29 protein-coding genes and 1 pseudogene are annotated in these 24,625 nt (G+C 41.8%); 29 read left to right on the top strand and 1 reads right to left on the bottom strand.

Translation table 11 applies throughout. The features are described from left to right. Nucleotide 1 precedes the first annotated feature (1 nt). The 8 genes from cpu_RS04285 (at nucleotide 2) to cpu_RS04250 (ending at nucleotide 4,962) form a co-directional block, all read left to right on the top strand. Nucleotides 2-742 carry a segregation and condensation protein A gene (locus cpu_RS04285; protein WP_075858807.1) on the top strand — a complete coding sequence of 247 codons (741 nt, stop codon included), beginning with the start codon at nucleotides 2-4 and terminating at the stop codon, nucleotides 740-742. Next, nucleotides 720-1,286, top strand: a complete 567-nt coding sequence (gene scpB / locus cpu_RS04280) for an SMC-Scp complex subunit ScpB (protein WP_088775884.1) — start codon at nucleotides 720-722, stop codon at nucleotides 1,284-1,286. Before cpu_RS04285 ends, scpB begins: the two co-directional genes overlap by 23 nt. 15 nt (nucleotides 1,287-1,301) lie before the next feature. Further along, nucleotides 1,302-1,910, top strand: a complete 609-nt coding sequence (locus cpu_RS04275) for a hypothetical protein (RefSeq protein ID WP_075858806.1) — start codon at nucleotides 1,302-1,304, stop codon at nucleotides 1,908-1,910. Nucleotides 1,911-1,929: 19 nt separating this feature from the next. Beyond that, nucleotides 1,930-2,355 carry a GerW family sporulation protein gene (gene ytfJ / locus cpu_RS04270; RefSeq protein WP_075858805.1) on the top strand — a complete coding sequence of 142 codons (426 nt, stop codon included), beginning with the start codon at nucleotides 1,930-1,932 and terminating at the stop codon, nucleotides 2,353-2,355. Between the two features lie 103 nt (nucleotides 2,356-2,458). Then, nucleotides 2,459-3,037, top strand: coding sequence for a nucleoside recognition domain-containing protein (locus tag cpu_RS04265; protein ID WP_075858804.1), 579 nt, complete (start codon nucleotides 2,459-2,461; stop codon nucleotides 3,035-3,037). Nucleotides 3,038-3,039: 2 nt separating this feature from the next. Beyond that, complete coding sequence (locus cpu_RS04260) at nucleotides 3,040-3,570, top strand: spore maturation protein (protein WP_075858803.1); 531 nt, start codon at nucleotides 3,040-3,042, stop codon at nucleotides 3,568-3,570. Between the two features lie 8 nt (nucleotides 3,571-3,578). Continuing rightward, on the top strand, nucleotides 3,579-4,229 hold the full coding sequence (locus tag cpu_RS04255) for a phosphatase PAP2 family protein (RefSeq protein WP_075858802.1): 651 nt from the start codon (nucleotides 3,579-3,581) through the stop codon (nucleotides 4,227-4,229). Nucleotides 4,230-4,233: 4 nt separating this feature from the next. Continuing rightward, nucleotides 4,234-4,962: a pseudouridine synthase gene (locus cpu_RS04250; protein WP_075858801.1), complete on the top strand. Its 729-nt coding sequence runs from the start codon at nucleotides 4,234-4,236 to the stop codon at nucleotides 4,960-4,962. Here cpu_RS04250 and cpu_RS04245 read toward each other — a convergent pair. After that, the gene (locus cpu_RS04245; RefSeq protein ID WP_075858800.1) at nucleotides 4,946-5,446 is read right to left on the bottom strand and encodes a hypothetical protein; all 501 of its coding nucleotides are present in this window, start codon (nucleotides 5,444-5,446) and stop codon (nucleotides 4,946-4,948) included. The two genes, cpu_RS04250 and cpu_RS04245, sit on opposite strands and share 17 nt — an antisense overlap. Nucleotides 5,447-5,565: 119 nt before the next feature. On the opposite strand from cpu_RS04245, the gene cpu_RS04240 reads away from it, so the two are divergent. The 21 genes and pseudogenes from cpu_RS04240 to cpu_RS13920 all read left to right on the top strand — a co-directional run. Continuing rightward, complete coding sequence (locus tag cpu_RS04240) at nucleotides 5,566-5,997, top strand: hypothetical protein (protein WP_075858799.1); 432 nt, start codon at nucleotides 5,566-5,568, stop codon at nucleotides 5,995-5,997. A 2-nt stretch (nucleotides 5,998-5,999) separates the two neighbouring features. Next, nucleotides 6,000-7,184: a BaiN/RdsA family NAD(P)/FAD-dependent oxidoreductase gene (locus tag cpu_RS04235; protein WP_075858798.1), complete on the top strand. Its 1,185-nt coding sequence runs from the start codon at nucleotides 6,000-6,002 to the stop codon at nucleotides 7,182-7,184. A 67-nt stretch (nucleotides 7,185-7,251) separates the two neighbouring features. Then, nucleotides 7,252-7,668, top strand: a complete 417-nt coding sequence (locus cpu_RS04230) for a HutP family protein (protein WP_075858797.1) — start codon at nucleotides 7,252-7,254, stop codon at nucleotides 7,666-7,668. Between the two features lie 11 nt (nucleotides 7,669-7,679). Continuing rightward, nucleotides 7,680-8,033, top strand: a complete 354-nt coding sequence (gene aroH / locus cpu_RS04225) for a chorismate mutase (protein ID WP_075858796.1) — start codon at nucleotides 7,680-7,682, stop codon at nucleotides 8,031-8,033. A 35-nt stretch (nucleotides 8,034-8,068) separates the two neighbouring features. Next, nucleotides 8,069-8,653, top strand: coding sequence for an anthranilate synthase component II (locus cpu_RS04220; protein WP_075858795.1), 585 nt, complete (start codon nucleotides 8,069-8,071; stop codon nucleotides 8,651-8,653). Then, complete coding sequence (gene aroF, locus cpu_RS04215; protein WP_075858794.1) at nucleotides 8,644-9,447, top strand: 3-deoxy-7-phosphoheptulonate synthase; 804 nt, start codon at nucleotides 8,644-8,646, stop codon at nucleotides 9,445-9,447. Before cpu_RS04220 ends, aroF begins: the two co-directional genes overlap by 10 nt. Nucleotides 9,448-9,488: 41 nt before the next feature. Then, nucleotides 9,489-10,577, top strand: coding sequence for a histidinol-phosphate transaminase (gene hisC / locus cpu_RS04210; RefSeq protein ID WP_075858793.1), 1,089 nt, complete (start codon nucleotides 9,489-9,491; stop codon nucleotides 10,575-10,577). Between the two features lie 13 nt (nucleotides 10,578-10,590). Beyond that, a complete protein-coding gene (gene aroA, locus cpu_RS04205; RefSeq protein ID WP_075858792.1) occupies nucleotides 10,591-11,874 on the top strand; it encodes a 3-phosphoshikimate 1-carboxyvinyltransferase in 1,284 nt (427 codons plus the stop codon). Between the two features lie 3 nt (nucleotides 11,875-11,877). Beyond that, nucleotides 11,878-12,546 carry a (d)CMP kinase gene (cmk, locus tag cpu_RS04200; RefSeq protein ID WP_075858791.1) on the top strand — a complete coding sequence of 223 codons (669 nt, stop codon included), beginning with the start codon at nucleotides 11,878-11,880 and terminating at the stop codon, nucleotides 12,544-12,546. Next, nucleotides 12,536-13,087 (top strand): lysophospholipid acyltransferase family protein, encoded by a 552-nt coding sequence (locus tag cpu_RS04195; RefSeq protein ID WP_075858790.1) that lies wholly within the window; start codon nucleotides 12,536-12,538, stop codon nucleotides 13,085-13,087. Before cmk ends, cpu_RS04195 begins: the two co-directional genes overlap by 11 nt. 12 nt (nucleotides 13,088-13,099) lie before the next feature. After that, nucleotides 13,100-15,064, top strand: a complete 1,965-nt coding sequence (locus cpu_RS04190; RefSeq protein ID WP_075858789.1) for a bifunctional 4-hydroxy-3-methylbut-2-enyl diphosphate reductase/30S ribosomal protein S1 — start codon at nucleotides 13,100-13,102, stop codon at nucleotides 15,062-15,064. Between the two features lie 76 nt (nucleotides 15,065-15,140). Beyond that, nucleotides 15,141-15,884 carry a DUF1614 domain-containing protein gene (locus tag cpu_RS04185; protein ID WP_075858788.1) on the top strand — a complete coding sequence of 248 codons (744 nt, stop codon included), beginning with the start codon at nucleotides 15,141-15,143 and terminating at the stop codon, nucleotides 15,882-15,884. Then, complete coding sequence (gene spoIIP, locus cpu_RS04180) at nucleotides 15,865-17,046, top strand: stage II sporulation protein P (RefSeq protein WP_075858787.1); 1,182 nt, start codon at nucleotides 15,865-15,867, stop codon at nucleotides 17,044-17,046. The genes cpu_RS04185 and spoIIP overlap by 20 nt, the downstream gene beginning before the upstream one ends. Nucleotides 17,047-17,097: 51 nt before the next feature. Continuing rightward, nucleotides 17,098-17,562, top strand: coding sequence for a DUF3189 family protein (locus tag cpu_RS04175; protein WP_075858786.1), 465 nt, complete (start codon nucleotides 17,098-17,100; stop codon nucleotides 17,560-17,562). After that, complete coding sequence (locus tag cpu_RS04170) at nucleotides 17,540-17,908, top strand: hypothetical protein (RefSeq protein WP_075858785.1); 369 nt, start codon at nucleotides 17,540-17,542, stop codon at nucleotides 17,906-17,908. Before cpu_RS04175 ends, cpu_RS04170 begins: the two co-directional genes overlap by 23 nt. Nucleotides 17,909-17,922: 14 nt before the next feature. Continuing rightward, nucleotides 17,923-19,218, top strand: a complete 1,296-nt coding sequence (locus cpu_RS04165) for a DUF512 domain-containing protein (RefSeq protein WP_075858784.1) — start codon at nucleotides 17,923-17,925, stop codon at nucleotides 19,216-19,218. A 4-nt stretch (nucleotides 19,219-19,222) separates the two neighbouring features. Continuing rightward, nucleotides 19,223-20,545, top strand: coding sequence for a ribosome biogenesis GTPase Der (der, locus tag cpu_RS04160; protein ID WP_075858783.1), 1,323 nt, complete (start codon nucleotides 19,223-19,225; stop codon nucleotides 20,543-20,545). Next, nucleotides 20,542-21,132 carry a glycerol-3-phosphate 1-O-acyltransferase PlsY gene (plsY, locus tag cpu_RS04155; RefSeq protein ID WP_075858782.1) on the top strand — a complete coding sequence of 197 codons (591 nt, stop codon included), beginning with the start codon at nucleotides 20,542-20,544 and terminating at the stop codon, nucleotides 21,130-21,132. The genes der and plsY overlap by 4 nt, the downstream gene beginning before the upstream one ends. Nucleotides 21,133-21,155: 23 nt before the next feature. After that, the gene (locus tag cpu_RS04150) at nucleotides 21,156-22,157 is read left to right on the top strand and encodes an NAD(P)H-dependent glycerol-3-phosphate dehydrogenase (protein WP_200800636.1); all 1,002 of its coding nucleotides are present in this window, start codon (nucleotides 21,156-21,158) and stop codon (nucleotides 22,155-22,157) included. A gap of 106 nt (nucleotides 22,158-22,263) precedes the next feature. Further along, complete coding sequence (gene spoIVA / locus cpu_RS04145) at nucleotides 22,264-23,742, top strand: stage IV sporulation protein A (RefSeq protein ID WP_075858780.1); 1,479 nt, start codon at nucleotides 22,264-22,266, stop codon at nucleotides 23,740-23,742. A 227-nt stretch (nucleotides 23,743-23,969) separates the two neighbouring features. After that, nucleotides 23,970-24,625: pseudogene (locus tag cpu_RS13920) on the top strand (IS256 family transposase); the annotation flags it as partial.

The raw sequence follows: 24,625 nt of genomic DNA, 5'->3' as shown, positions 1-24,625 counted from the left end.
CATGTATAAAATTGTTTTGCCGGTATTTGAGGGACCTTTAGATTTGTTATTACATCTAGTGGAGAAAAACAAAATTGATATTTATGATATAGAAGTTGCGGAAATTACCCGGCAATACCTTTGGTATCTAGAACAATACCAAAAGCACAATTTAGAAATAAAAAGTGAATTTTTAGTGATGGCAAGCCATCTTTTATATCTAAAGGTCAAAATGCTTTTTGGCAAAAATGAGGAAGAAGAAGACCCAAGGACTGAATTAGTAGAGCGATTGGTGATTTACAAAAAATTTAGAGAAGTGGCCCAGTATTTAAAGGAGCTTAAAGGGGCTTTTCCCAATGTTTACCGTCGGAATGTTAACGTTGATGAATTAATAAATATGTACTCAACTCGAGAATTAAAGGAAATCCCTTTAATTAAACTTACTGAAAACTTAAAGCAAATACTTTCACGGCTAGAGGCCAAACCCAAACCTATTTCCTTGCCGGAACAAGAATATACCGTAGAGGAAAAAATGGGGGAAATTTTAAGGAGCTTATTGCGGCAAAATAAGGCCTTACCTTTTGGAGAACTCTTTGCCCGGGTGGAAAGTAAAAGGGAAGCGATAGTATTATTTCTGGCCCTTTTAGAACTTTTACGCCAGGAAGTAATAGAGGCCTGGCAGGTAAAAGCAGACGGGGAAATCTGGATAAGACACCTTGGCGGAAAAGGGAGGAGAGAAGGTGGCGGTCTTGTTTCCAATTAACCTTGAAGGGGCGCTCGAAGCGCTCCTTTTTGTAAGTCCGGAACCTTTACCCCTTAAAAAAATTGCTCAAACCTTGGAGTTATCTCTGGAAGAGACCAGGGAAGTAGTGTTACGGTTGCAGGACAAACTTAACGAAGATCAACGGGGGATAATGTTAAATTTTGCTGAGGAGGAGGTTTGGCTCACCACCCGACCGGATTTTTCCGTTTATATAGAAAGGCTTTTTAAACCACCGGCTCAGCATTTAACTCAGGCTACCCTGGAGACTCTGGCAATTATAGCTTACAAGCAGCCAGTTACCAAGACCGAAATAGAGCTTATTCGGGGAGTAAAAGCTGATAGCTCCATAGCCACCCTTTTGGAACGGGGGCTTATTGAAGAAGCGGGGCGCAAAGAGGCTCCCGGTCGTCCAATACTCTATAGGACTACCGCGAAATTTTTGGAGTTTTTTGGCTTAAAAAGTCTGGAGGAACTGCCACCTTTAAATTTGGAGAATGAACCGGAAAATGATGGAAATAATAGTCTTAAAGATAAGGAAAATTAAAAGAGGTGGCAGCTCTTGGAACTTCTACTTTCTTTTGAGTCTACCAACGATGTAGAAATTAACATTGTTTTTCGCCTTTTCTTTAGGCTTTTGAATTTTGAACTTGCCCTGCCTTTACCGGAATTTACTGAGCATTTGGGGATAAAAATTCCGGTGGTAGGGCATTTAATTTTTCCAACTAAAAAAGTGATGAAAAAAACGGCTAAAATAAAACTTTCGCGGGAAAGGACGCTAAGATTAATAAAAACTTACTGGGATTACCTTAAACTTTTTGATAAAACTAATGCTTATTTTCAAAAAGGGCTAATTATTAAAATGCTTTCGGTAGATTTGGCAACGGGTCTTAAAGATCCTTTTTACTTTGGAGTAGTTTGGGGGATTTTATACTCGTTATTTGGTACTACTTATGCGCTTTTGGCTCAGCGAGTCAAAAAAATGGAAGGGGTTTCTTTTAAAATTAATCCTCGTTTAGAAAACCATTTTTCTTGTAAAGCTTTGGTTTTAATAGAAATTCCCTGGTATCATCTTTCATTAACCTGGGGGTATTTAATAATACTTTTTCTAAAACAGAAAATAAAAGGTATATTTAGGCAACCTTTGGTGCAAATTAAAGGGGAAAAGTAATAACGGAGGTGGGTAAAAAATGGAAGAACAACATCATCCCATTGAAAGTTTAATGAAAACGGCGATGGAAAGCATAAAGGAAATGGTAGATGTAGATACTGTGGTGGGAAGTGCCGTAGAAACCCCCGATGGTAGCGTTATTATTCCGGTATCTAAAGTTACTCTGGGATTTGCTGCTGGGGGCAGTGAATTTTCGACCGGTGACGGCAAAGAAAAATCCCTTCCCTTCGGCGGCGGCAGCGGTGCAGGGGTTTCGGTACAGCCCGTAGGCTTTTTAGTGGTAGGGCAGGGCCAAATTCGTCTTTTACCGGTAGATACCAATGCTTTAGTGGATAAACTTATCGATATGACTCCTGACCTTTTAGCGAAAATCCAAAACATTGTAGGCAAAAATCGCCCAAATCACGACCTCCCCATTGATACCTTCGACACCCCTACCGCCTAATTGGAAAAAATTCTGCCCAGAGTAGTACCGGGCAGAATTTTTTTGTTCTACTGGAGCAGGGGGGTGAATAGGATAGTAGTACAAGCTTTGAGGGGGGATGGGTGTGTTAAATTATCTCTGGGGTGGAATGATGGTCCTGGGGTGTTTGGCTGCTTTTTGGCAGGGAAAACCGGAGCTCATAATCAAAGCCTCGCTAGACGGGGCCAAGCTTGCGGTAGATACTGCCTTTAGCCTTATTAGCATTATTACTTTTTGGCTGGGGATTATGAAAATCATGGAAGAGACAGGAGTGGTAGCAAAACTTGCTCATGCCTTAGCGCCACTTATCCGTTGGCTTTTTCCGGAGGTTCCACCCGGGCATCCTGCAGAAGGAGCCATCCTTTTAAACTTAAGCGCTAATATCTTAGGTTTAGGTAATGCCGCCACTCCTTTTGGCTTAAAAGCCATGGAGGAGCTCTCCCATTTAAACCCCCAAAAAGATACTGCTAGCAGGGCCATGTGCACTTTTCTTGCTTTAAATACCTCTGCTATAACCCTTTTACCTACAACCATTATTGGCCTTAGGCAAAATTTTGGGTCAAAAAATCCCACAGATATAATAATTCCCACTTTTTTAGCAACCCTTTTAGGGTTTTCTGCGGCTTTAATTGCTGATTATCTTTTTAAAAAGTCCAGGTGGTAACGATGTTTTTAACTTTGGGCAACTGGATTTTACCTGTAATCTTGTTTTTTATTGTATTTTACGGTATGTTAAAAAGGGTAAAGGTGTATGAAACCTTTTTAGATGGGGCTAGGGATGGGTTTAACACGGCGGTGCGGACAATTCCCTATTTGGTAGGGATGATTGTTGCCATCAATATCTTTTTCGAATCCGGGGCCATAAAAGTGCTGGCTTTAGGCCTGGAACCGCTTTTCTCCAAACTAGGCATTCCTGTAGAGGTATTGCCCCATGCCCTCTTACGGCCGTTGTCGGGCGGGGCGGCTTTGGGAGTTGCAGCAAAGCTAATGCGCCAATATGGGCCCGATAGCTTAATTGGCCGCCTGGTTTCAACAATGCAGGGAAGTAGCGATACTACTTTTTATGTACTAGCCCTGTATTTTGGCTCTATTGGTGTAAAAAAATTTCGCTATGCCCCATATATTGGTTTAATTGCCGATTTTACCACTTTTCTGGCAGCGGTCTATATAGTTAAAGTATTCTTTGGTTACAGGTGAGGTATAAGATGCAAAAACAAACTAACGGTTTTCTTACGTATTTAATATTTGGTGCTTTATCTGGCGGTTTTTTATTTTGGACCTTTGGCGAGCTGACCGAAGCTATCTTTACCACCAATAAAAATTTTTACTGGGATGAGCTAATTTTAAAGAAAGTTCAAGCGCTAAACTTTCCCGGGATATTTCCCTTAATGAAAGGGATTACTTTTTTAGGGTCTATTGGTTTTTATCTTATGTTTATTCCGGTGGTCTCTTTTGTCTTTTATAAAAAACGACGTTATGATAGCCTTACTGCCTTGCTCGGTAGCACTACAGGAGCATCGGTTTTAAACTATGTCTTAAAACTTCATTACTTAAGGCTTAGACCAACCCTTTATTTCAAAATTACTGAAAGTGGGTACAGCTTTCCCAGCGGTCATGCTATGATCAGCATGGCGGTGTACGGGATGTTTTTTTATCTTTTGGCGAGAAATGCTCCTTCACCGTTAAGATATTACTATATTTTACCAGGACTTGGTTTTCCTCTAGTAATAGGATTTAGCCGGATTTATTTAGGGGTTCACTGGCCCACGGACGTCCTGGGTGGTTTTATAGCTGGTTTATTTTGGCTTATCATAACTATAATAATAACGGAAATTATATTTTGGCGAAAAAGGTGATATTATGGAACGCTTGCAGAAGTATTTAGCAAGGACGGGAGTATCTGCTCGCCGGGATGCCGAACAGCTTATTTTAGCTGGAAGAGTAAAAGTAAATGGTCGGGTAGTAAAAGAGCTTGGTTTTAAAGTCGGCGAAAATGATGTGGTTGAAGTGGATGGAAGGGTAGTAAAACCAGAAAAGCTTATTTATCTATTAATGTATAAACCAGCCGGCTATGTAACTACTGTGGACGACCCTTTTGGACGACCGACGGTTTTATCTTTATTAGCTGGTAAAGTTAAAGAGCGGGTGTTTCCTGTTGGAAGACTTGATATGAATACGGAGGGTTTACTTCTTTTAACCAATGACGGTGAATTGGCAATGGCGTTAACCCACCCCAAGCATCAATTTCCCAAAATGTATTTAGCACTGGTGCGGGGGACGCCTAATCGCTCTAAACTTCTAGAGCTCGAAAAAGGGATTTTGCTGGAAGACGGCTATACAGCTCCGGCAAAAGTGGTTTATAAAAAGCCCTATGGCAAAAACAGCTGGATTGAAATTACTATTCATGAAGGACGAAAACGGCAGGTTAGGAGGATGTTTAAAAAAATAGGCCATCCGGTTTTAAAATTAATCCGTACCCGCATTGGTTTTTTAACCGGCTATGGCCTGAAAAAAGGAAGTTTTCGTTATTTAACCCCGCAGGAAGTTATAAAACTAAAACGCTATGCCCGTTCTACCCGTGGGGAATAGAGGCTCTTTCAAGGTGGGGGTTCCATTTTTCTACCTGGCGGCCACCAAAATCCGCTAAGATATTGGCGGCTTCATTTACCTTTTCTTCTTCGGTTTCAATAATGACAACTACTTCGTTTTGTTTTAATGCTTTTTTTATTTTTTTAATTTTATTTTCGGTAAATCCCAAGGGGAGCAGGGCTTTGTACAAACCCTTTTTTGCGAGATCCCCGGCAATGGGACCGGCAGTTGCAACTTTACCAATTTCCGGTATTTCAAATAATGGCATCTCGACTAGAACTCCGTGGAAATCATGAAGGATGCCAATTTCCCCTGTTCCGGTAATTTCTTCGGCGTATTCTTCATTAAATTTTTTGGTGGTGTAAGGATTTACCGGACAAATCAGGGAAACATAAGAATTAGCGAGCCGGGCGTTGCCAATTAAATCAATAGCCCGTTCTGCTTGTTCTAAAGATTTAAAAGATGCGGTAATTACCTTTTTCACAGTACCCCTCCTAAAAAGGTCTTTTTAATAGCTTTTCTCAAAAGGAGTTCAGATAATGTAGCAAAAAGGCAGGATTTTTTAGGAAAAAAGCGAATACCAAAAGGCAAGGAGGGAAATCGATGAAAAACGAAATACTTGCTCGTGTTCGCTTTGACTACAAAGCCAGAGGTAAAACCAAATTTCTTCTTGGTGGAAAAACTTCGGATAAAATGGCGGAAGAAATCAGGGAAAGTCAAGTGGCAAAGCTTAGAAATCTTCCGTTTCAGGGGATTACTGTCGAAGATATAGATATCGGGGTGGATATTTATACGGTCTTTGATGAGCTTACTAACGCCGAGGTGTCTTTTGCTCCGGTTTTAATTACTTTAAAAGCCGATAGTTTAGAGGACTTAATCCGTTTTGTGGCAACGGAGGAATTTAAAAAAATAGAAATTTTTGAGCCCCAAGAACTTGTCTTAAGCAAAAATGAAGCGGAAAAAATGATTTTTCGCCTGGTAGAGGAGATCAACCGCTTAAGAGAATTTATTGAAAAAAAATATCTGGGGAAGTAAAAATGAAAAGGACTGTAGTTGTTGGAGGGGGAGCCGCCGGTATGATGGCGGCTTTAAATTCCTCGGGAGAAGTAATTTTATTAGAAAAGACCGATTCGCTGGGAAAAAAACTGGGGCTTACTGGGAACGGACGGGGAAATATTACCAATTTAACTCCAATTAACGAGTTTTTGGAGTATTACCATAACGGAAAGTTTTTAAAAAAAGCGCTTTTTACTTTTACCAATGAAGATTTAATAACATTTTTTACCCAACAGGGCTTAAGTTTAAAAGTTGAGGAGAAAAAAATTTTTCCTGCCAGCGACCGAGCTAAAGATATCGTAAAACTCTTTGAAAGGCTTTTGGTAAAAAAAGGGGTTAAAATATTTTTCAACCAAAAAGTAATCGATCTCATAGTTTCTGATGCTAAAATCCTTGGCGTTCGGACAAAAGATAACGACTACTTTGCGGATAAAGTAGTCATTGCAACTGGCGGGGCCTCTTTTCCCCAAACTGGCAGTTCCGGGGATGGTATATTGTTGCTGAAAAAATTAGGGCATAATATAATTCCTTTGCGCCCTGCTTTAGTACCTTTAAAACTTAAGGAAAAGGTAGCTGATTTAAGCGGTATTTCCTTAAACAATGTAGATTTAACCCTGTTATCTTCGGGAAAAAAGCTTAAAACAAAACGAGGGCCGATCCTTTTTACCCATTTTGGGGTTTCGGGCCCGGCGGTATTAAATCTTAGCTGTTATATACCGCAAAATTTAAAGGAAGTAGAAATTAAGATTGATTTTTGCCCCGAATATTCACCTGAAGAATTAACTAACTTAATGATAAATGCAGGAAATAAAATATTAAAAAATGCTTTGCCCCTGAAACTTCCGGAAAAGCTTAGGGAGTGGCTTTTAATACATTTCGGCTTAAATCCTGGAAATACGGTAAAAGCTACTGCTCCCAAAACCCTTCGTAAGCTAAGCGAAGCTTTAAAAGCTACCCCTTTTACCTTGGTTGATACCTTGCCTTTAGAGGCAGCTTATGTCACGGCAGGAGGGGTGGAGGTTCGGGAAATTAATCCTTCAACAATGGAATCAAAAATTATAAAAGGCCTTTATTTAGCCGGGGAAATAATTGATTGTCATGGCGAATCGGGTGGTTTTAACTTGCAGATGGCTTTTTCTACTGGATTTTTAGCTGGTAAAAGTTAAAAATTAATTGGTTTATGAAGTTTTTGCGTGTATAATTGATTTTGAAAGTTTGTTGAGGAGGGTCAATATGCCAAATATCGGCAGTAAAAAAGCTGCCAAAGCAGCATTGATGATGGCTTTAACCGAAACTCGCGAGGAAGAAAAGGAATTAAAATCAAAACTTGCCCAGGAAAATATCCGGGCAGCAGCGGTTGATTACGGCGGTGACTTTATTTCTGCGGTTAATAAAATTGTGGAGCGGGCTGTTGTGGCTGCTAAACGCGAAGGAGTTATAAAAGAAACCCATGCCGATGAAGGTGCTGTAGCCGGTGCTACTCGCGAGGCGATTTCCCAGCTTATGGCCAAAGCTCTAGGTTTAAATGTAGGAGGGAAAATTGGGATTGCCCGTTATCAGGACCACGTGGCGGTAGCGGTCTTTTTTGGCGTAGGACTTCTCCATTTAGATGAGGTTGGAGTTGGCCTTGGACACCGGGCAGTTCCCTAAGGGGGGATTTAATGCTGAAAGGTATTCGGGGAGCTATTTCCGTGGAAAGGGATACTCCCGATGCTATAAAAGAGGCAACAGTTGAATTACTTGCGGCTATTTTTCAAGAGAACAAACTTTCCCGGGAAAAGATAACGGCAGTTTTCTTTACCCAAACCGCCGATTTAGTTACTGCTTATCCTGCTAAGTTTGCCCGGGAATTTGGGTTAAAGGATGTTCCTTTAATGTCAGCCCAGGAACCTAATGTTGTAAATAGCTTGCCCCGGGTAATTCGGGTCTTAATTTTGGCCCAAGTTAATGAGGGTGACGGAATAAAACATGTTTATTTAAAAGAGGCTCTAAAACTCCGCCGGGATTTAGCCTAAGTTTTATTAGAGCTAGCCTTAAAGAAGGGGTTAACTTGCTTTTACTTATTGACAACTACGATTCCTTTACCTATAATCTTGTTCAATACTTTCAGATTCTTGGTGAGCAGGTAACGGTTTATCGTAATGATAAAATAACGATACCGGAAATATTAGAGTTAAATCCCAATTACATCGTGATTTCTCCAGGACCCTGTACTCCCAAGGAAGCGGGGATAAGCCTTGAGGTGATAAAAAGCCTGCCTTACTTTCCTATTCTGGGAGTGTGCCTTGGGCATCAAGCAATAGGTCAGGTCTTTGGCGGGAGGGTAGTAAGAGCAAAACGACCAATGCACGGGAAAATTTCTCCGGTTTTCCACGATGGTCAAAGGATTTTTAAAGGAATTCCTTCGCCTTTTTTAGCTACCCGCTATCATTCGTTAATTGTAGAATTGCCTCGTGGTTTAGAGCTAATTATTTCTGCTAAAACCGCTGAAGGCGAAATTATGGGCTTAAGGCATAAGATTTTTCCCATTGAAGGGGTGCAATTTCATCCCGAGGCAATTCTTACCGAGCATGGGCTTACCCTTTTAAAGAATTTCTTAGAGGTTTACCGCAAGGGGGTGGAACGATGGAGCTAAAAGTCAGCCGGAAAAGTAAAAGTAAAAAAACTGTCATTACAGTAAAAGATGTCAAGATCGGAAATGGTGACCCCGTGATTATTGCTGGCCCCTGTGCGGTAGAAGGGGAAGAAGAGTATATAGCGGAAGCATTATTTTTAAAAGAAGCGGGAGTGCAAATTTTAAGGGGTGGTGCGTTTAAGCCCCGAACCTCTCCCTATGCTTTTTCTGGGCTTGGGGTAGAGGGATTAAAAATTTTAGCCAAAGCCCGGGAAATCACAGGACTTCCGGTAGTTACCGAAGTTATGGACCCCCGGGATGTAGAAATTGTGGGGAAATATGCGGACATCTTGCAAATTGGTAGCCGGAACATGCAAAATTTTACTTTATTAAAGGAAGTGGGCCTAGTAGATAAACCGGTTTTATTAAAACGGGGTTTAGCAGCAACGATTAAAGAGTGGTTTTTAGCAGCAGAGTATATCGTAAATAGTGGCAACGAACAGGTAATTTTGTGTGAGCGGGGTATCCGCACCTTTGAAGATTACACCCGGAATACCTTTGATCTTGCCGGCATGGTTGCCGCTTTAGATTTAACCCATTTGCCGGTAATTGCGGACCCTTCTCATGCTACCGGCCGTAGCGAATTGGTAGGTCGAGTTGCTTTAGGGGCGCTTGCCGCCGGGGCCGATGGGATTATGGTGGAAGTACATCCCCATCCCGAGGAAGCTTTATCCGATGGGCGTCAATCTTTAGATTATGAAGAATTTAAAAAGTTAATGTCTGTAATTAAAAGGTTTAAAAGCCAAAGCGTTTAGCTTTCGGCTTTTTTTCAAATTTAAAAAGGGGGAGCGGCAGGATGGTTAGAAAAAGTGTGCAAAATTTAAAACCTTATGTGGCGGGAAAGCCTATTGAAGAGGTAGAACGGGAGCTTGGAATTACCAATATTGACAAACTTGCTTCCAACGAAAACCTCTGGGGCATTTCTCCCAAAGTGGCCGAGGCTATTAAAGAAGCGGTAGAGCAAATTAATTATTACCCCGATGGGGGGGCTTTTCGTCTTAAAGAGAAAATTGCGGTTAAATATGGAGTAGCCTTAGACCAAATTATCCTCGGAAACGGTTCCGATGAACTGGTAATGTTTTTAGCGATGACCTTAATTGATCCTGGTGATGAAGCGGTCATGCCGGTTCCGAGCTTTCCCCGGTATGAACCGGTGGTAACGATGATGAGTGGGGTAGCCCGGGAAATACCCTTAAAAGAGCACCGCTTAGACTTAGAAGCCATGGTTAGGGCGATTAACGAAAAAACTAAACTTATCTACCTTTGCAATCCCAATAACCCTACCGGCACGTATATAACCCAAACGGAGTTGGAACAGTTTTTAAATGAGGTACCGCCTAACGTTACGATTGTACTTGACGAAGCTTACTTTGAATTTGCCAAAGTTAATCCTGATTATCCCGATGGGTTTAATTATTTCCAAAAACGCCCCAACATAGTAGTTTTAAGAACTTTTTCCAAGGCTTACGGCTTAGCCGGGTTGCGAATTGGCTATGGCTTTGCACCAGCTGAGCTAGCCAAAGCAATTAATAGTTTACGCCCGCCTTTTAACGTTAACTTTCTTGCCCAGCGAGCGGCTCTGGCAGCTCTAGACGATGAAGAATTTGTTGCTGAAGTGGTGAAAAATACCAATAGTGGAAAAGAATATATTTACGGTGAATTAAAGAAGCTGGGTTTAGCCTATATCCCTTCAGCAGCAAACTTTTTGATGGTTAAAACAGGAAAACCGTCCCAAATTGTTTTTCGGGAATTATTAAAGCGAGGGGTGATTGTCCGCTCGGGGGATATTTTTGGCATGGACGACTGGATTAGGGTAACAGTAGGTACTCCTTCCCAAAATAAACGGTTTTTAAATGAGCTTAGGGTAGTCTTAGAAAAAATTTAAGGGGTTTTGGAAGATGAAAGTGACTTTAGCTAAATCTGGCTTAAAAGGGGAATTAACGGTTCCCGGGGATAAGTCGATCTCCCATCGGGCTTTAATTTTTGGAGCTTTGGCGGAAGGAATTACCGAAATAGAAAACTTTCTGGTGGCCCGGGATACTTTAGCTACTTTAAACTGCTTAAAAAAGTACGGGGTAAGAATTTCAAGAAGCAAAAACCAAGTGAAGGTTTTAGGAACAGCCCAAAATTTTTCTGAACCAAAAGATATCCTCAATGCCGAAAACTCCGGAACTACTATAAGACTTTTATCTGGAGTTGCCGCTACTTTTCCTTTTGTTTCGGTTTTTACTGGCGATAAATCCTTACGCCAGCGGCCAATGAAGCGGGTTTTAGAGCCCCTAAGTCAGATGGGGGCAAAAGTTCTTGCCCGAGCCGAGGGGAACTACGCTCCCTTTGCAATAAATGGGGGGAAGCTTGTTGGGCGGGATTTTACGCTAAAAAAAGCTAGTGCTCAGGTAAAATCCGCTTTAATCCTGGCAGGACTTCGAGCTTCGGGCACCACTACGGTAACTGAACCCAATCTTTCCCGGGACCACACCGAAAGGATGTTAGAAGGGTTTGGGGTAAAAATTGAAAGAAGTGGCCAGACTATAGCCATTATCGGGGGGCAAAAGCTTTATGGTCAAAAAGTAGTGGTACCCGGGGATTTTTCGTCGGCGGCTTTTTTTATCGTTGCGGCTTTAATCGTACCCGAAAGTCACCTTTTACTCAAGAATGTCGGGTTAAATCCTACCCGTACTGGTCTTTTAACTGTTTTAAAGGAAATGGGGGCTAAGATTAACCTCCTAAACTTACGGGAAACCGGAGGTGAACCGGTGGGGGATATTGAGGTTTTTACTTCTCCTTTAAAGGCGGTGGAAGTCCCACCAGAAATAGTACCGGCCATGATTGATGAATTTCCTATTTTAGCGGCAGCGATGGCTCATGCCGAAGGGGTCAGTGTGGTCCGGGGGGCTGAAGAACTTCGGATTAAGGAATCGGATCGTATTAAAAGCATAGTTGGGGAGTTCAGTAAAATGGGGGTTATGGTGGAAGAACTGCCCGATGGCTTTAAAATAACCGGTGGACGGCGCCCCTTGGGAACGATCGTCGATTCCCACCACGACCATCGTATTGCTATGACTTTAGGAGTATTAGGTTTAACGGCGGTAGGCTCTACCGAAATCTTAAATGCTGAGGCGGTGGCTATTTCCTATCCTGACTTTTTTGTCCAATTAACGAAACTTTTAGAAGGAGCGTAACTTATGAGAATTGCCATTGACGGACCCGCGGGAGCAGGAAAAAGCACTGTTGCGAAAATCTTAGCCCAAAAGCTTGGTTATACTTATCTTGATACCGGCGCTATGTATCGGGCCGTTACGGTTTTACTTTTAAAGGAAGGTTTGAGTTTTACGGATGAAGAGAAAATTAAAAAACTGCTGCAAGTAATGGATCTGAAAATAATTCCGGAAAAGGATGGACAAAAAATTTATTTAAACGGTCAGGATATAACCGAGGTTATAAGAACCCCTCGGGTTTCCGAACTTGTAGCGAAAGTTTCTGCCCTACCGGTAGTGAGGGAACATTTAACTAAGCTTCAGCGGGAATATGTCACCCGGGGAGAAATAATTGCCGATGGTCGCGATATGGGAACCGTGGTCATGCCTGAGGCGGAAGTAAAAATTTTTTTAACCGCCTCTCCCGAAGAACGGGCCCGACGGCGGTATCAGGAACTTAAGGCAAAAGGTTTTGCTGTTAGTTATGAAGAAGTTTTAAAAGAGGTTTTAAAACGCGATGAAGTAGACACCACCCGGAAGGTATCACCTTTAAAACAAGCTCCCGATGCGATTTTAGTGGATACTACTGGTCTTTCGATAGAACAAGTGGTGGATACACTCTTAAGGATAATTAGGGGGAAGAGGAATGTTTTATAACTTTGCCCGGGCTCTAGCCCGGTGTTTTATGCTGGTTTTTAAAGGGATGAGGGTGGAAGGTTTAGAAAATGTACCGAAAACCGGTCCCTATATCGTGATTGCCAACCATGAAAGCTATTTAGATCCGGTGGCGGTAGGTTGTGCCCTGCCCCATCAGGTTTATTTTATGGCAAAAAAAGAACTTTTTGCTGTTCCCCTTTTAGGTTTTATCATCAAGAAATTAGGAGCTTTTCCGGTAAAACGGGATGAAGTGGATTTAACAGCGGTAAAAACAGCCTTAAGGCATTTAAAAGACGGCAAAGTAGTGGGGATTTTTCCCGAAGGGACACGGCTTAAAACTTTAGGGGAGTTTCATGAGGGTGCAGCGTCTTTAGCTTTAAAAGCGGCGGTACCGGTTTTGCCGGTGGGTTTAATTAATGTGCGGGGGTTAAAAAGGTGCCGAGTTGTAATTGGTAAACCTATATACGACCTTCCCTACTCCAAGAATGACTTAGAAAGAGGGGCAAAATATTTAAGAGAAAAAGTCTTAGAATTACTCTAAGGAGTGCTGCCCATGGAAGTGATTGTTGCCCAACATGCCGGCTTTTGTTTTGGGGTTAAAAGGGCCATTGATCTTGCCCAGAAAGCAACGGAAAATAATCCTAAAGTTTATTCCCTAGGCCCCTTAATCCACAATCCCCAGGAGGTAGAGCGTTTAAAGAAAGCCGGGGTTATACCAGTAGAAGATATTGATGAGGGACATGGTAAAATCATAATTATTCGTTCCCACGGGACAACCCCGGAGAAACTTCAGGAAATTAAAGCCAAAGGATATCAAATTGAAGATGCGACCTGCCCTTTTGTAAAAAAAGCGCAAAGTTTTGCCCAAAGATTAACAAGAGAAGGTTTTCAAGTGGTAGTGGTAGGGGATAAGAAGCATCCGGAAGTCCAGGGCATTGTAGGGTGGAGCGGTTATCAGGCGCTGGTGGTGGAAAATGCAATAGAAGCTAAAGCTTTACCTTATTTTCCTAAAATTGCTGTCATTGCGCAAACTACCCAAAAAAGTGAAAACTTCTGGCAGGTGGTGGAAGAATTAAAGAAAAAAGGGGGGGAGGTCAAGGTTTTTAACACCATTTGCCACGCTACCCGCACCCGGCAGGAAGAAAGCCGGAAACTTGCCCAGGAAGTAGATTTAATACTGGTCGTTGGAGGTAAAAACAGCGCCAATACCAAAAAACTGGCCCAGCTTTGTGCTGCTACCGGTACCCCTACCTATCTTGTGGAAGAAGCGGCGGATTTAGACCCAAAATGGTTTTACGGAAAAACAAAAATTGGGATAACAGCGGGAGCCTCGACCCCCGCCTGGATTATCGAGGAGGTTAGGCAAAAAGTGGAACAGTTAGAAAGTTTAGAAAAAGCTCTTTTGGATGTTAAACCGCTAAAAGAAGGGGAAATTGTTCCTGGCAAGGTAGTAAAAGTTTTGGAAAAGGAAGTATTGGTGGATATTGGGGCCAAGGGAGAAGGTGTAATTCCCTTACCTGAGCTTTCCTGGTATAATTATGCTCATCCCCAGGAGGTGGTAGACCAAGGGGATGAATTTCCTGTTTATATTTTAAAAGAAGACGAGGAAGGTAGGCTTATTTTATCCCGGAAAAAGGCTTTAGAGGCAGTTATTTTTGAAAAAATTAGGGACTTATATCAACATAAAAAACCCGTAACCGGCAAAGTCGTTGAGGTGGTTAAAGGCGGGGTTTTAGTAGATATTGGGGTTAGAGCTTTTCTTCCGGCATCTTTGGCGGCTCTTGGCTATATAGAAGATTTAACTACCCTTAAGGGCGAACTTATAACAGCGTACCTTGCGGAAATAGATACAACGAAAAAACGAATAGTGTTAGACCAAAAAAGTTATTTAAAGGAACAGGAGAAAAAAATAAAGCAAGAAAAAATACTAGCCTTAAAAGAAGGAAACCGGGTTAAAGGAACAGTTACCAAAATTTTATCCTTTGGAGTTTTTATAGACCTTGGCGGTATTGAAGGATTACTGAGGGCCAAAGATTTAAGCTGGCAGCGTAAGGTAAAGCCGGAAGAGATTTTACAGGTCGGTCAGGAAGTGGAAGTGGTAGTTTTGGAAATAGACAGGCAAAATCTTAAGGTGGGATTGGGTTTAAAACAATTAACCCCCGATCCCTGGCAAAAAATTCCTATTGAACTTAAAGAGGGGGCTTTGTTGGAGGGAACGGTGGTAAAAATTTTACGCCATGGTTTAATAGTGGAGGTATTTCCCGGTATTGAAGGTTATATGCCTGCTCGGGAAACGGAAGTGGAAAATGAGCCGTTAATAAAGAAATATCAAGAGGGGCAAAAAATTCCAGTAAAAGTTTTAACTTTAAAGCCTTTAGAGCGGAAAATGACCTTGTCTTTGAAAGAAGCGCTTAAAGAAAAAGAAAAAGAGGAATACCAGCGGGAGATACCAAAGGACGAGGCTTTAACTTTTAATTTAGGAGAACTTTTAAAGGAAAAGGTTAAATTTAAAGAATAAAAATTTGTTAAAGGGCTAACTCTATTTAATGAGTTAGCCTTTTTATTTTGCATCTTTGGAGGGAGTGATTAATGGCATGTTTTCGTTAGGTACTATTCTACTGGTGGTACTGGTTGCTTTAATATTTTTTGGACTTATGCACCGGGTATTAGACCGGATGAAGCTTTCGGACCGGGAAGCATTGATTTTAATAGGCTTAATGATTGTTGGAAGTTTTATTGATTTGACCCTTTTTAGAGGCAGGATAACCTTTTCTTTAAACTTAGGCGGGGGGATCATCCCTCTAATAATTGCTGGGTACTTAATCTATAAAGCCGGTTCCACCAAAGAGTGGGTACGGGCATTAATTGGTTCGGTAGTTGCGGCGATAGCGGTTTACTTTATTACTGCTGTATTGATGCGGGGAAATGTGGAGCCGGCAGGCCGGTTTGAAATGTTAGATCCCCTGTATGTAGCTCCGGTAGTAGCAGCAGTGGTTGGGTATCTTGCTGGCCGTTCGCGGCGGGGAGCTTTTATCGCTGCAACTTTAGGTTTAATCTTAAACGATCTTTTCCACTTATTTTACTTATTTACCACCAACACCCCGGGACGGGTTGATTTAGGCGGTGGTGGTGCCTTTGACGGGATAGTAGTAGCGGGTATTTTGGCAGTTTTACTGGCGGAAGTGTTTGGGGAAGTCCGGGAACGGTTGCAAAGGGGTCCTGATACTGAAAACCGGGATTCCAAACTTTTAGAGGGATTAAAAAACCCTGAACCTGAGCTAACCAGCAGTTTAGGTATTACCGGGGAGGTGAAGGAAAATGAAAAAGAAAATAAATAACTTAATTATTTACATCATCCTTGCTTTAATCTTTTTGTTCCCCCTTCCGGTATACGCAGAAAGGTACTATACCGCAGATATAAAAGAGCAAATCTCTGACCATAGCGGCTCTTTTTATGTAACTATTTACGATGAACAGGGTCGAGTAATCGACAAGATGGCCCGCCAGGTGGAAGTGGGAGATGAGTTAATTGCGGAAGATGACCACCATTATAAAATTATCCGGGTGAACCACGACCGGGCTTATGCTCGGGATTTAGGAAAAGACCAAACTTTAGTTGGGTATAAAGAGTACTTTGACCGGGTGGTGTTGCCTGCCGGGACAACTCCCGCTAAAAAGGGAACCGTTGCAATTTATCATACCCATACCGATGAGGCGTATGCCCCTTCCGATGGCAAAGCCAACATCCCTGCCCGGGGAGGTATCTACAAAGTTGGTGCTGCTTTAGCCGATAAATTAAGCCGGATGGGGATAAAGGTGAACTATGATCGTACTCCCCACGATCCTCACGATGCCAATGCCTACCACCGCTCCCGGCGGACGGCGGTACGTTTAATGAAAAAACGGCCAATTGCCATGTTAGATGTCCACCGGGATGCGGTACCTGATCCGGATTTTTACGAAAAAAATATTCAGGGGCAAAAAGTAACAAAAATCCGCTTGGTGGTAGGCCGGCAAAATCCACAAATGGCGGCAAACTTAGATTTTGCCCGAAAGATGAAAGCGTACGTAGATAAAACCCATCCTGGCCTCGTCAAGGGCATTTTTATTGGGAAGGGCAACTATAATCAAGATTTAATGCCAACGGCCCTTTTACTAGAAGTGGGAACCCATACCAATAGGCGGAGTGAAGCAGAAAAAGGGGTACAAATGTTTGCTGACGCTGTTCCTAAAGTCCTGGGCATTACCACTTCTATTCCTGGGGCCAGGGGTACTCCCGGCGGTGTGCGTTCAGATATTGCAAAAACTCCTGGAGCCTGGCGAAACTTTTTTATCGTGCTAATTGCCGCCTTAATTTTAGGGGGAGCATTCCTGTTAATTAGTACCGGAAGCTTAGCAGGAGCTAAAGAACGGTTAGGGAGTTTTATCTCCCGGGAAGTAACCAGCACTATAGCTCCCCGGAATAAGGAAAAGAAGGAAGACCAAGGCGAAAATAAATAGCAAAAAGCGGGATGGGTTACCCCATCCCGCTCCACTTGAAGGGGATAAGATATGAAAATAATTTATCACTGTTATGGCGGTGCCCATTCGTCGGTAGTTATGGCGGCGATTCACTTGGGACATTTGCCGATGGAGCGAATTCCTTCAAGTTACGAAATTATGAATATGCCCCTCTATGAAAAACAGGAAGGGGAAGAACACGGAGCTTTTTTTTACTGTGGTCGAGATGAATTTGGTAATGACGTATATGTGTTAGGACGCAGGTCGCTTAATTTAGTTGTGGAGCCAGTATTAAAATACCTTGCTACAAAGTTTGCGGAAAAGATACTGGTAGTAAATGCTGTGACGTATGTAAATCTTCCCATGAAGATTGGAGGTTTTTTATCAAGAAGATTAAAACTTATTTTTTTAGGCCGTCCGCTTGTTCTTTGGGGGACACGTAAAACCTATCACAAATTTACCGCCGAAGTAAAAAAAATCAAGGAGAAATTCAATGTTAATTCTTCTTTGCCGTAGTCCAATGGTATTAAAAGATTTAGCAAGCTTTTTATTTAATAATACTCAGGAAGTAAATAAGAATGTTTTATATAAATTTGCTGAGCTTTTGGGGGTAGAAGTTTTAGCAATTTCGACCTTTGAGGATAGCCTTTTAAAGACCATTATTAATAATTTTATGGATTTAATTGGGAAGAAAACGCAAGTTTTAACGTTGGATTTAAACCCTAATCTCAAAACTATTGAATTTATATTTTGGCGTTTTAATTTTGGTGGCTTTCGGGAAAAAAAACTTAAAGCACTTAGCAATATTATCTTGACAGAGTTAAATCAATTAAAAGATAATTTGAAAGAAAACACTCCATAAAAGTAGGGATTTATATGGCAAAGATCTGCGAAGTTTTACCCGAAAGCATAGCTTTTAAACTTGGGATTTTACCCGGAGACGAACTTTTAGAAATAAATGGACAACAGCTTTTAGATTATATTCAGTACAAAATGTTAACTTTAAAGAAAAGTTTTGTTCTTAAAATTCGGGGAATAGACGGACAAATTCGAGAAATAAAAGTTAAAAACCCTTTTTTGGAAGAGCTAGGACTTATATTTGAAACGCCTGTTTTTGATGGAATCAGAGAATGTGAAAACCACTGCCTTTTTTGTTTTGTAAGACAGCTTCCTCAAGGGCTAAGAAGTAGTCTTTATATTAAAGATGACGACTTTCGCTTATCCTTTCTCCACGGAAATTATATTACCTTAACTAACTTAAGCGGTGCGGATTTTCATAGGATAATTAAAGAGCGGCTTTCGCCCCTTTATATTTCAGTACACGCTACCGATCCCAAGGTAAGGGCTTTGCTTTTAGGAAATAAAAAAGCCGGGGATATCTTAAACAAACTTGAACTTTTAGCCCAAAACGGAATTTCTTTTCATTTGCAGTTAGTTTTAGTTCCGGGAATTAATGATGGTGAGATTTTAAAGAAGAGTATAACGGACCTAATAAAATTTTTCCCGGCGGTTCAGTCTATTGCTCTGGTACCGGTAGGGCTAACCCGTTTTCGCCAAAATAAAAACTTACGCCGGTTTACCAGCAGCGAGGCAAAAGAGGTTGTAAATCTTGCTTTAAAATATGGCCGCCAATTAAAAAAGGAACTCGGGACAAGATTGATTTACCCTTCGGATGAATTTTTCCTTTTAGCTGATAAAAAATTTCCCGGAAAGGATTTTTACGAAGGTTTTCCCCAGTATGAAAATGGTGTTGGTATTGCCAGAGATTTTATTGATAAAATGAAAAGAATTTTAAAAAATCTTCCTCAGGAAGTTACACCCCAAAGAGTTGGACTTGTAACTGGTATTCTGGGAGCTAAAATTTTAGCTCCTTTTATTGAAAGGTTAAATCAAGTACCTGGTTTAAATATTACTTTGCTTCCGTTAGAAAATGGCCTATTTGGCCCGGAAGTAACTGTGGCCGGCCTTTTGACCGGACAGGATATTTTACGGGAAGTTTTGCCTAAAAGCTTTGATTATCTAATAATTCCCGATATAATGGTAAAAGAAGGAGAAAATCGCTTTTTAGATGATTTAACCATTGAAGAGGTTGCGTTACGCTTAAAAATGCCCGTTTATCCGGTTTTAACACCTCGGGAACTCATTTCAGTAATTAAACACTTCGGGAGGTGAAAAGATGAAAAAGCCAGTGGTAGCAATAGTCGGTAGACCAAATGTAGGTAAGTCAACCCTGTTTAATCGCATTGTGGGCGAGCGAATTGCTATTGTCGAAGATACCCCTGGAGTTACCCGGGATCGATTATACAGTGAAGCGGAGTGGCAGGGCAAAGTTTTTGACCTTATTGACACCGGTGGCTTGGAGTTTGCGGAAGACATTATTACCACAAAAGTGCGGGAACAAATCGAAAAAGCTATTGAAGAATCAGATCTAATTTTATTTGTCTGTGATAGTCGGGAGGGGGTTACCCCTACTGATGAAATAGTAGCAAAAAATTTACGAAAATCAGATAAACCAGTAATCTTGGTAGCTAATAAAGTAGATGATTATTTAAATCCGCCAACTAATTTTTATGATTTATACCGCTTAGGCTTAGGAGATCCGGTGCCCATTTCAGCGGCAAGTGGTGCAAATATAGGAGATCTTTTAGACCTTGTGATTTCTAAACTTAATTTTCCTGAAGATTATGAAGAAGATGATCCAGTAGTAAAAATTGCTGTAGTAGGGAGGCCCAATGTAGGTAAATCGTCTCTGGTAAACGCTTTACTGGGGGAAGAACGGGTGGTAGTGTCTGATATTCCCGGAACTACCCGGGATGCCATTGACACTCCCCTATGGTATCAGGGCCGACCGTATCTACTAATCGATACCGCGGGGATGCGGCGGAAAAGTAGGATTGAGGAAGACTTAGAAAAGTACAGCGTCAATCGTTCTATTAAAGCGATCCGCCGGGCGGATGTAGCACTGCTTATGATTTCAGCGGAAGAGGGAATAACCGAGCAGGATACAAAAATTGCCGGTTTAATCCATGAAAACGGCCGGGGGGTTATTATCGTAGTAAATAAGTGGGATCTGATAGAAAAAGATGCGAAAACTGCTGACCGCTATCGGGAACATATTTATTTTGAATTAGGCTTCTTAAAGTATGCTCCAATTATTTTTGTTTCGGCTAAAACGGGACAAAGGCTTCATAAATTAATGGAACTGGTAAACCAGGTAGCTTTTGAGCACCAAAAAAGGGTGTCTACCAGCCTTTTAAATCAAATTTTACGGGAGGCAGTACTTTTAAATCCGCCCCCAACCGACCGGGGAAGGCCTTTGAAGATTTTTTATGTTACCCAGGTGGAAACCAAGCCGCCAACCTTTGCCCTTTTTGTGAACGATGCGGAATTAATGCATTTTTCGTATTTAAGGTATTTAGAAAACGTTTTCCGGCAAAATTTCGGTTTTGAAGGAACGACGATTAGATTTCTTTTGCGGGAGCGGGGGCGAACCACTTGATTATTTTGGCAAGTTTAATTGCTTATTTACTGGGCTCAATACCCTTTGGCTATCTCACCTCAAAATTTCTCTGGGGAGTTGACATTACCAAAAGGGGAAGCGGGAATATTGGGGCCACTAACGTTTACCGAAACCTTGGGCCCTACCCTGGAGCTATTACTGCCTTAGGGGATGTGGGCAAAGGAATGCTGGCCGTTTATTTAGGCTTTCTTTTAGCCGGGGAGCGGGGAGCGCTTACCGCTTCATTTTTTGTGGTAATCGGCCATGCTTATTCAATATTTTTAAAGTTTCGGGGCGGAAAGATTGTGGCTACAACTTTTGGAGTACTGATTATGACTTCTATAAAAGTGGCTTTAGTAGTTTTTATCATTTGGTTGGTAATAATGCTTTTGAGCCGCTATGTATCGCTTGGCTCCATTGTCTGCGGATTGTCGATCCCACTGGTTATGCTGCTCTTTGGCTTAAAAGTACCACAAATTTATCTTGGAGCATTTTTAGGACTTATGATTTTTTACCGCCATCAGGATAATATAAAAAGGCTTATGGCCGGTACCGAAAATAAAATAGGTACCAGGAAAAAAGGCTAACAAGGGGTAAGACCATGAAGACGATAAAAGTTGCAGTTTTAGGGGCCGGAAGCTGGGGAACGGCCCTTTCCAATCTTTTAGCCCAAAAGGGGGTAAATACTTACCTCTGGGGGCGAAATAAGGAGTTTATTGAAGATTTAAAAAATACCCGGGAAAATACCCGCTATCTCTCTGGAGTTAAGCTATCCCCAGCCATTCATTTTACGACAGACTTAAAAATGGCTTTAGAGGGGTCAGATTTTGTAGTGGCGGCAGTACCATCTCAGGTATTTCGGGAATTACTGCAAAATATCTCCCCCTATTTTACCCGGCAACAGGTCCTCGTTAATACGGCCAAAGGGATTGAAGAAGGAAGCCTTTTAACAATGTCCGGGGTATTTAGCCAGATAATGCCGGAGTATCGGGCAAATTATACGATTTTATCCGGTCCCAGTCATGCGGAAGAAGTAGGACGGGGAATTCCAACGGCGATAGTAGTTTCCGGGTTTAATGGAGAAAATCTTATCCGGGTGCAAGAACTTTTTGCCACCGAATATTTTCGCGTTTATACCAATGATGATTTAATAGGAGTGGAACTCGGGGGAAGCTTAAAAAATATTATTGCTATTGCATCCGGAATCTGCACCGGATTGGGTTTAGGGGACAACACCAGGGCTGCTTTAATCACCCGGGGTTTAATAGAAATTACCCGCATTGGAATTAAACTGGGAGCTAAAAAGGAAACCTTTATGGGACTATCCGGATTAGGCGACCTGTTTGTAACCGCGGGAAGTCGCCATAGTAGAAATTATAAAGCAGGAATATTAATTGGTGAAGGAAAAACGGTAGAAGAGACCCAGAAGGAAATAAAGATGGTAGTGGAGGGGATAAGAACTACCCGGGCGGCTTACCGGTTAGCCCAAAAGGTAGGCGTGGAGATGCCGATTACCGAAGCATTATATAAAGTGCTCTTTGAAGGATTATCCCCCAGGGAAGGGCTTTTTGGTTTGATGACCCGGGCCAAAAAAGAAGAATTAAATTTTTAAAAAAAGTAATAAAACTTCCTTCGTCCCAATATATATTAGCGAGGATATTAAAAAAACCTATCTTGTCCTCAACAAATTTCAATATATAGGGCGAAGGAGGTAGCTTATGGAAAGAGTAGATCTATTTCGGGATATTGCCCAAAGAACCGGCGGCAACATATACATTAGCGCTGTAGGACCGGTCCGGACCGGTAAATCCACCCTGGTTAAAAAATTTATGGAACTATTAATTCTCCCCAACATTAAAAATGTTTACGATCGGGAACGGGCTAAAGACGAGCTGCCCCAAAGCGGTGCCGGAAGAACGATTATGACCACCGAACCCAAATTCATCCCCAATGAAGCTATTGAAATTAACATCAATAGCAGTGTAAAAGCCAATGTCCGTTTGGTGGATGTGGTGGGCTATCCGGTAGTTGGCGCTTTGGGCTATGAGGAAGAAGACGGTCCGCGGATGGTCTTAACTCCCTGGTTTGAGGAAGAAATTCCTTTTGCCGAAGCGGCGGAAATCGGGACGCGGAAAGTGATTACGGATCATTCAACCATGGCTTTTTTAGTGACCACCGATGGCACCATCACCGATATCCCCCGGGAAAACTACCTGGCGGCGGAAGAACGGGTGGTCGAAGAGTTAAAACAATTAGATAAGCCGTTTATTATAGTTTTAAACACTACCCACCCCAATGCTCCAGAAACCAAAGCCTTAGCGGAAGAATTAGAACAAAAATATGATGTTACTGTAATTCCTGTTGATGTGGCGGAGTTAGGACTTAATGATTTAAATAATCTTTTAGAAAATCTTTTATATGAATTTCCGCTGGTTGATGTCAACTTTAACCTTCCGCAGTGGATTGAAGAGTTAGATGCAACCCACTGGTTAAAAGAAAAGTTTACTCAGGCCGTACACGAGGCATTAAAACAAGTAAAGAAGGTAAAAGATGTCAATAATGCAGTAGTTAGGCTTGCGGAAGATGAATATGTTGACAATGTGGAGTTAGAGAACCTTGATATGGGTACTGGTCAGGCCAGTATCAAAGTTGCCGCTAAAGAAGGCTTATTCTACCGGATTCTGGAAGAAGTTTCGGGCTATGCTATAAGAGGCGAGCACGAGCTGCTGCGTCTTATGAAAGAATTAAGCTATGCCAAGAAGGAATACGATAAAGTTGCTATAGCCTTAAAAGAAGTAAAAGAAACCGGCTACGGGGTAGTCACTCCACGGCTAGAAGAAATGAACTTGGAAGAGCCGGAATTAATCCGCCAAGGTAACCGCTTTGGCGTAAGACTTCGGGCCAGTGCTCCGTCCATGCATATCATCCGGGCTGATATCACCACCGAGATTACCCCGATTATCGGCACCGAAAAGCAGTGCGAAGAACTGGTCCAGTATATGTTAAAAGAGTTTGAAGAAAATCCCAAGAAAATCTGGGAGTCGGAAATTTTCGGTAAATCCCTCCACGATTTAGTACGGGAAGGTATTCAAAACAAGCTCCACCGGATGCCGGAAAATGCCCAGGTCAAACTTCAGGAAACCCTCCAGCGGATTGTCAACGACGGCGGCGGCGGTTTAATCTGCATCATAATTTAGCAAAAACCCGCTCTTTAAAGGGAGCGGGTTTTTGTATGAGTATGCTAATTAAGCTTTATTTGAAGTTTTGCCTATTAGACATAGGAACAATATCGGTATAAGCTTTTACAGAAAGTTAAGTCCATATAATTGTGTAAAAAGGGAAATTTAAAAAAAGTTGAGCCATCCCCATCCTCTGGTTAGAATTAAAGGTGAGCAAACCAAAAACCATTCTTTCGGGATGAGAAATGGCTCAATATAATATTACCATTGATTCCGAAATTTTGCATCACCTCTTTCTCAATGGAGCAAAAAATGAAGGAGTAGCTAAACTTTTAGAATCCGTGCTTAATCAAATACTCCAAGCTCAGGCCAAAGAGCAAATCAAAGCTGACCCTTACGAAAGAGCTGACGAAAGACAAGATTATCGCAATGGCTATTATCCAAGAAATTTAGTTACCCGTGTAGGTACGCTTACCTTAAGAGTTCCAAGACTTAGAGAAGGTAAATTTACTACTGATATTTTTCGCCGTTACCAGAGAAGCGAACAGGCACTTTTACTGGCATTAATGGAAATGGTGTTTAATGGCGTATCTACCAGAAAAATAGAAGAAATAACTTATGAATTTTGCGGTACCGAGTTTTCCAAGTCTACAATTTCAGAACTCTGTAAAAACCTTGACCCGATTGTAACCAGATGGAATTTAAGGCCTCTTAGAGAAAAAAGCTACCTCTTTATCATAGTTGATGCAATGGTCATAAGAGTTAGAGAAGATGGCCGTGTCCGGCAGCAAGGCGTATTAATTGCTATTGGCGTAAACGAAGGAGGTTACCGGGAAATATTAGGGATTATGCTTGGCGACAGCGAATCAGAAAAGCTTACGTGAATTTTTCTTCTGGCTCG

This window comes from Carboxydothermus pertinax, assembly GCF_001950255.1.
GTDB classification, from domain to species: Bacteria; Bacillota; Z-2901; order Carboxydothermales; family Carboxydothermaceae; genus Carboxydothermus; species Carboxydothermus pertinax.
The sequence above is the reverse complement of the archived record's forward strand: the minus strand, read 5'-3'. Positions and strand labels throughout refer to the sequence as shown.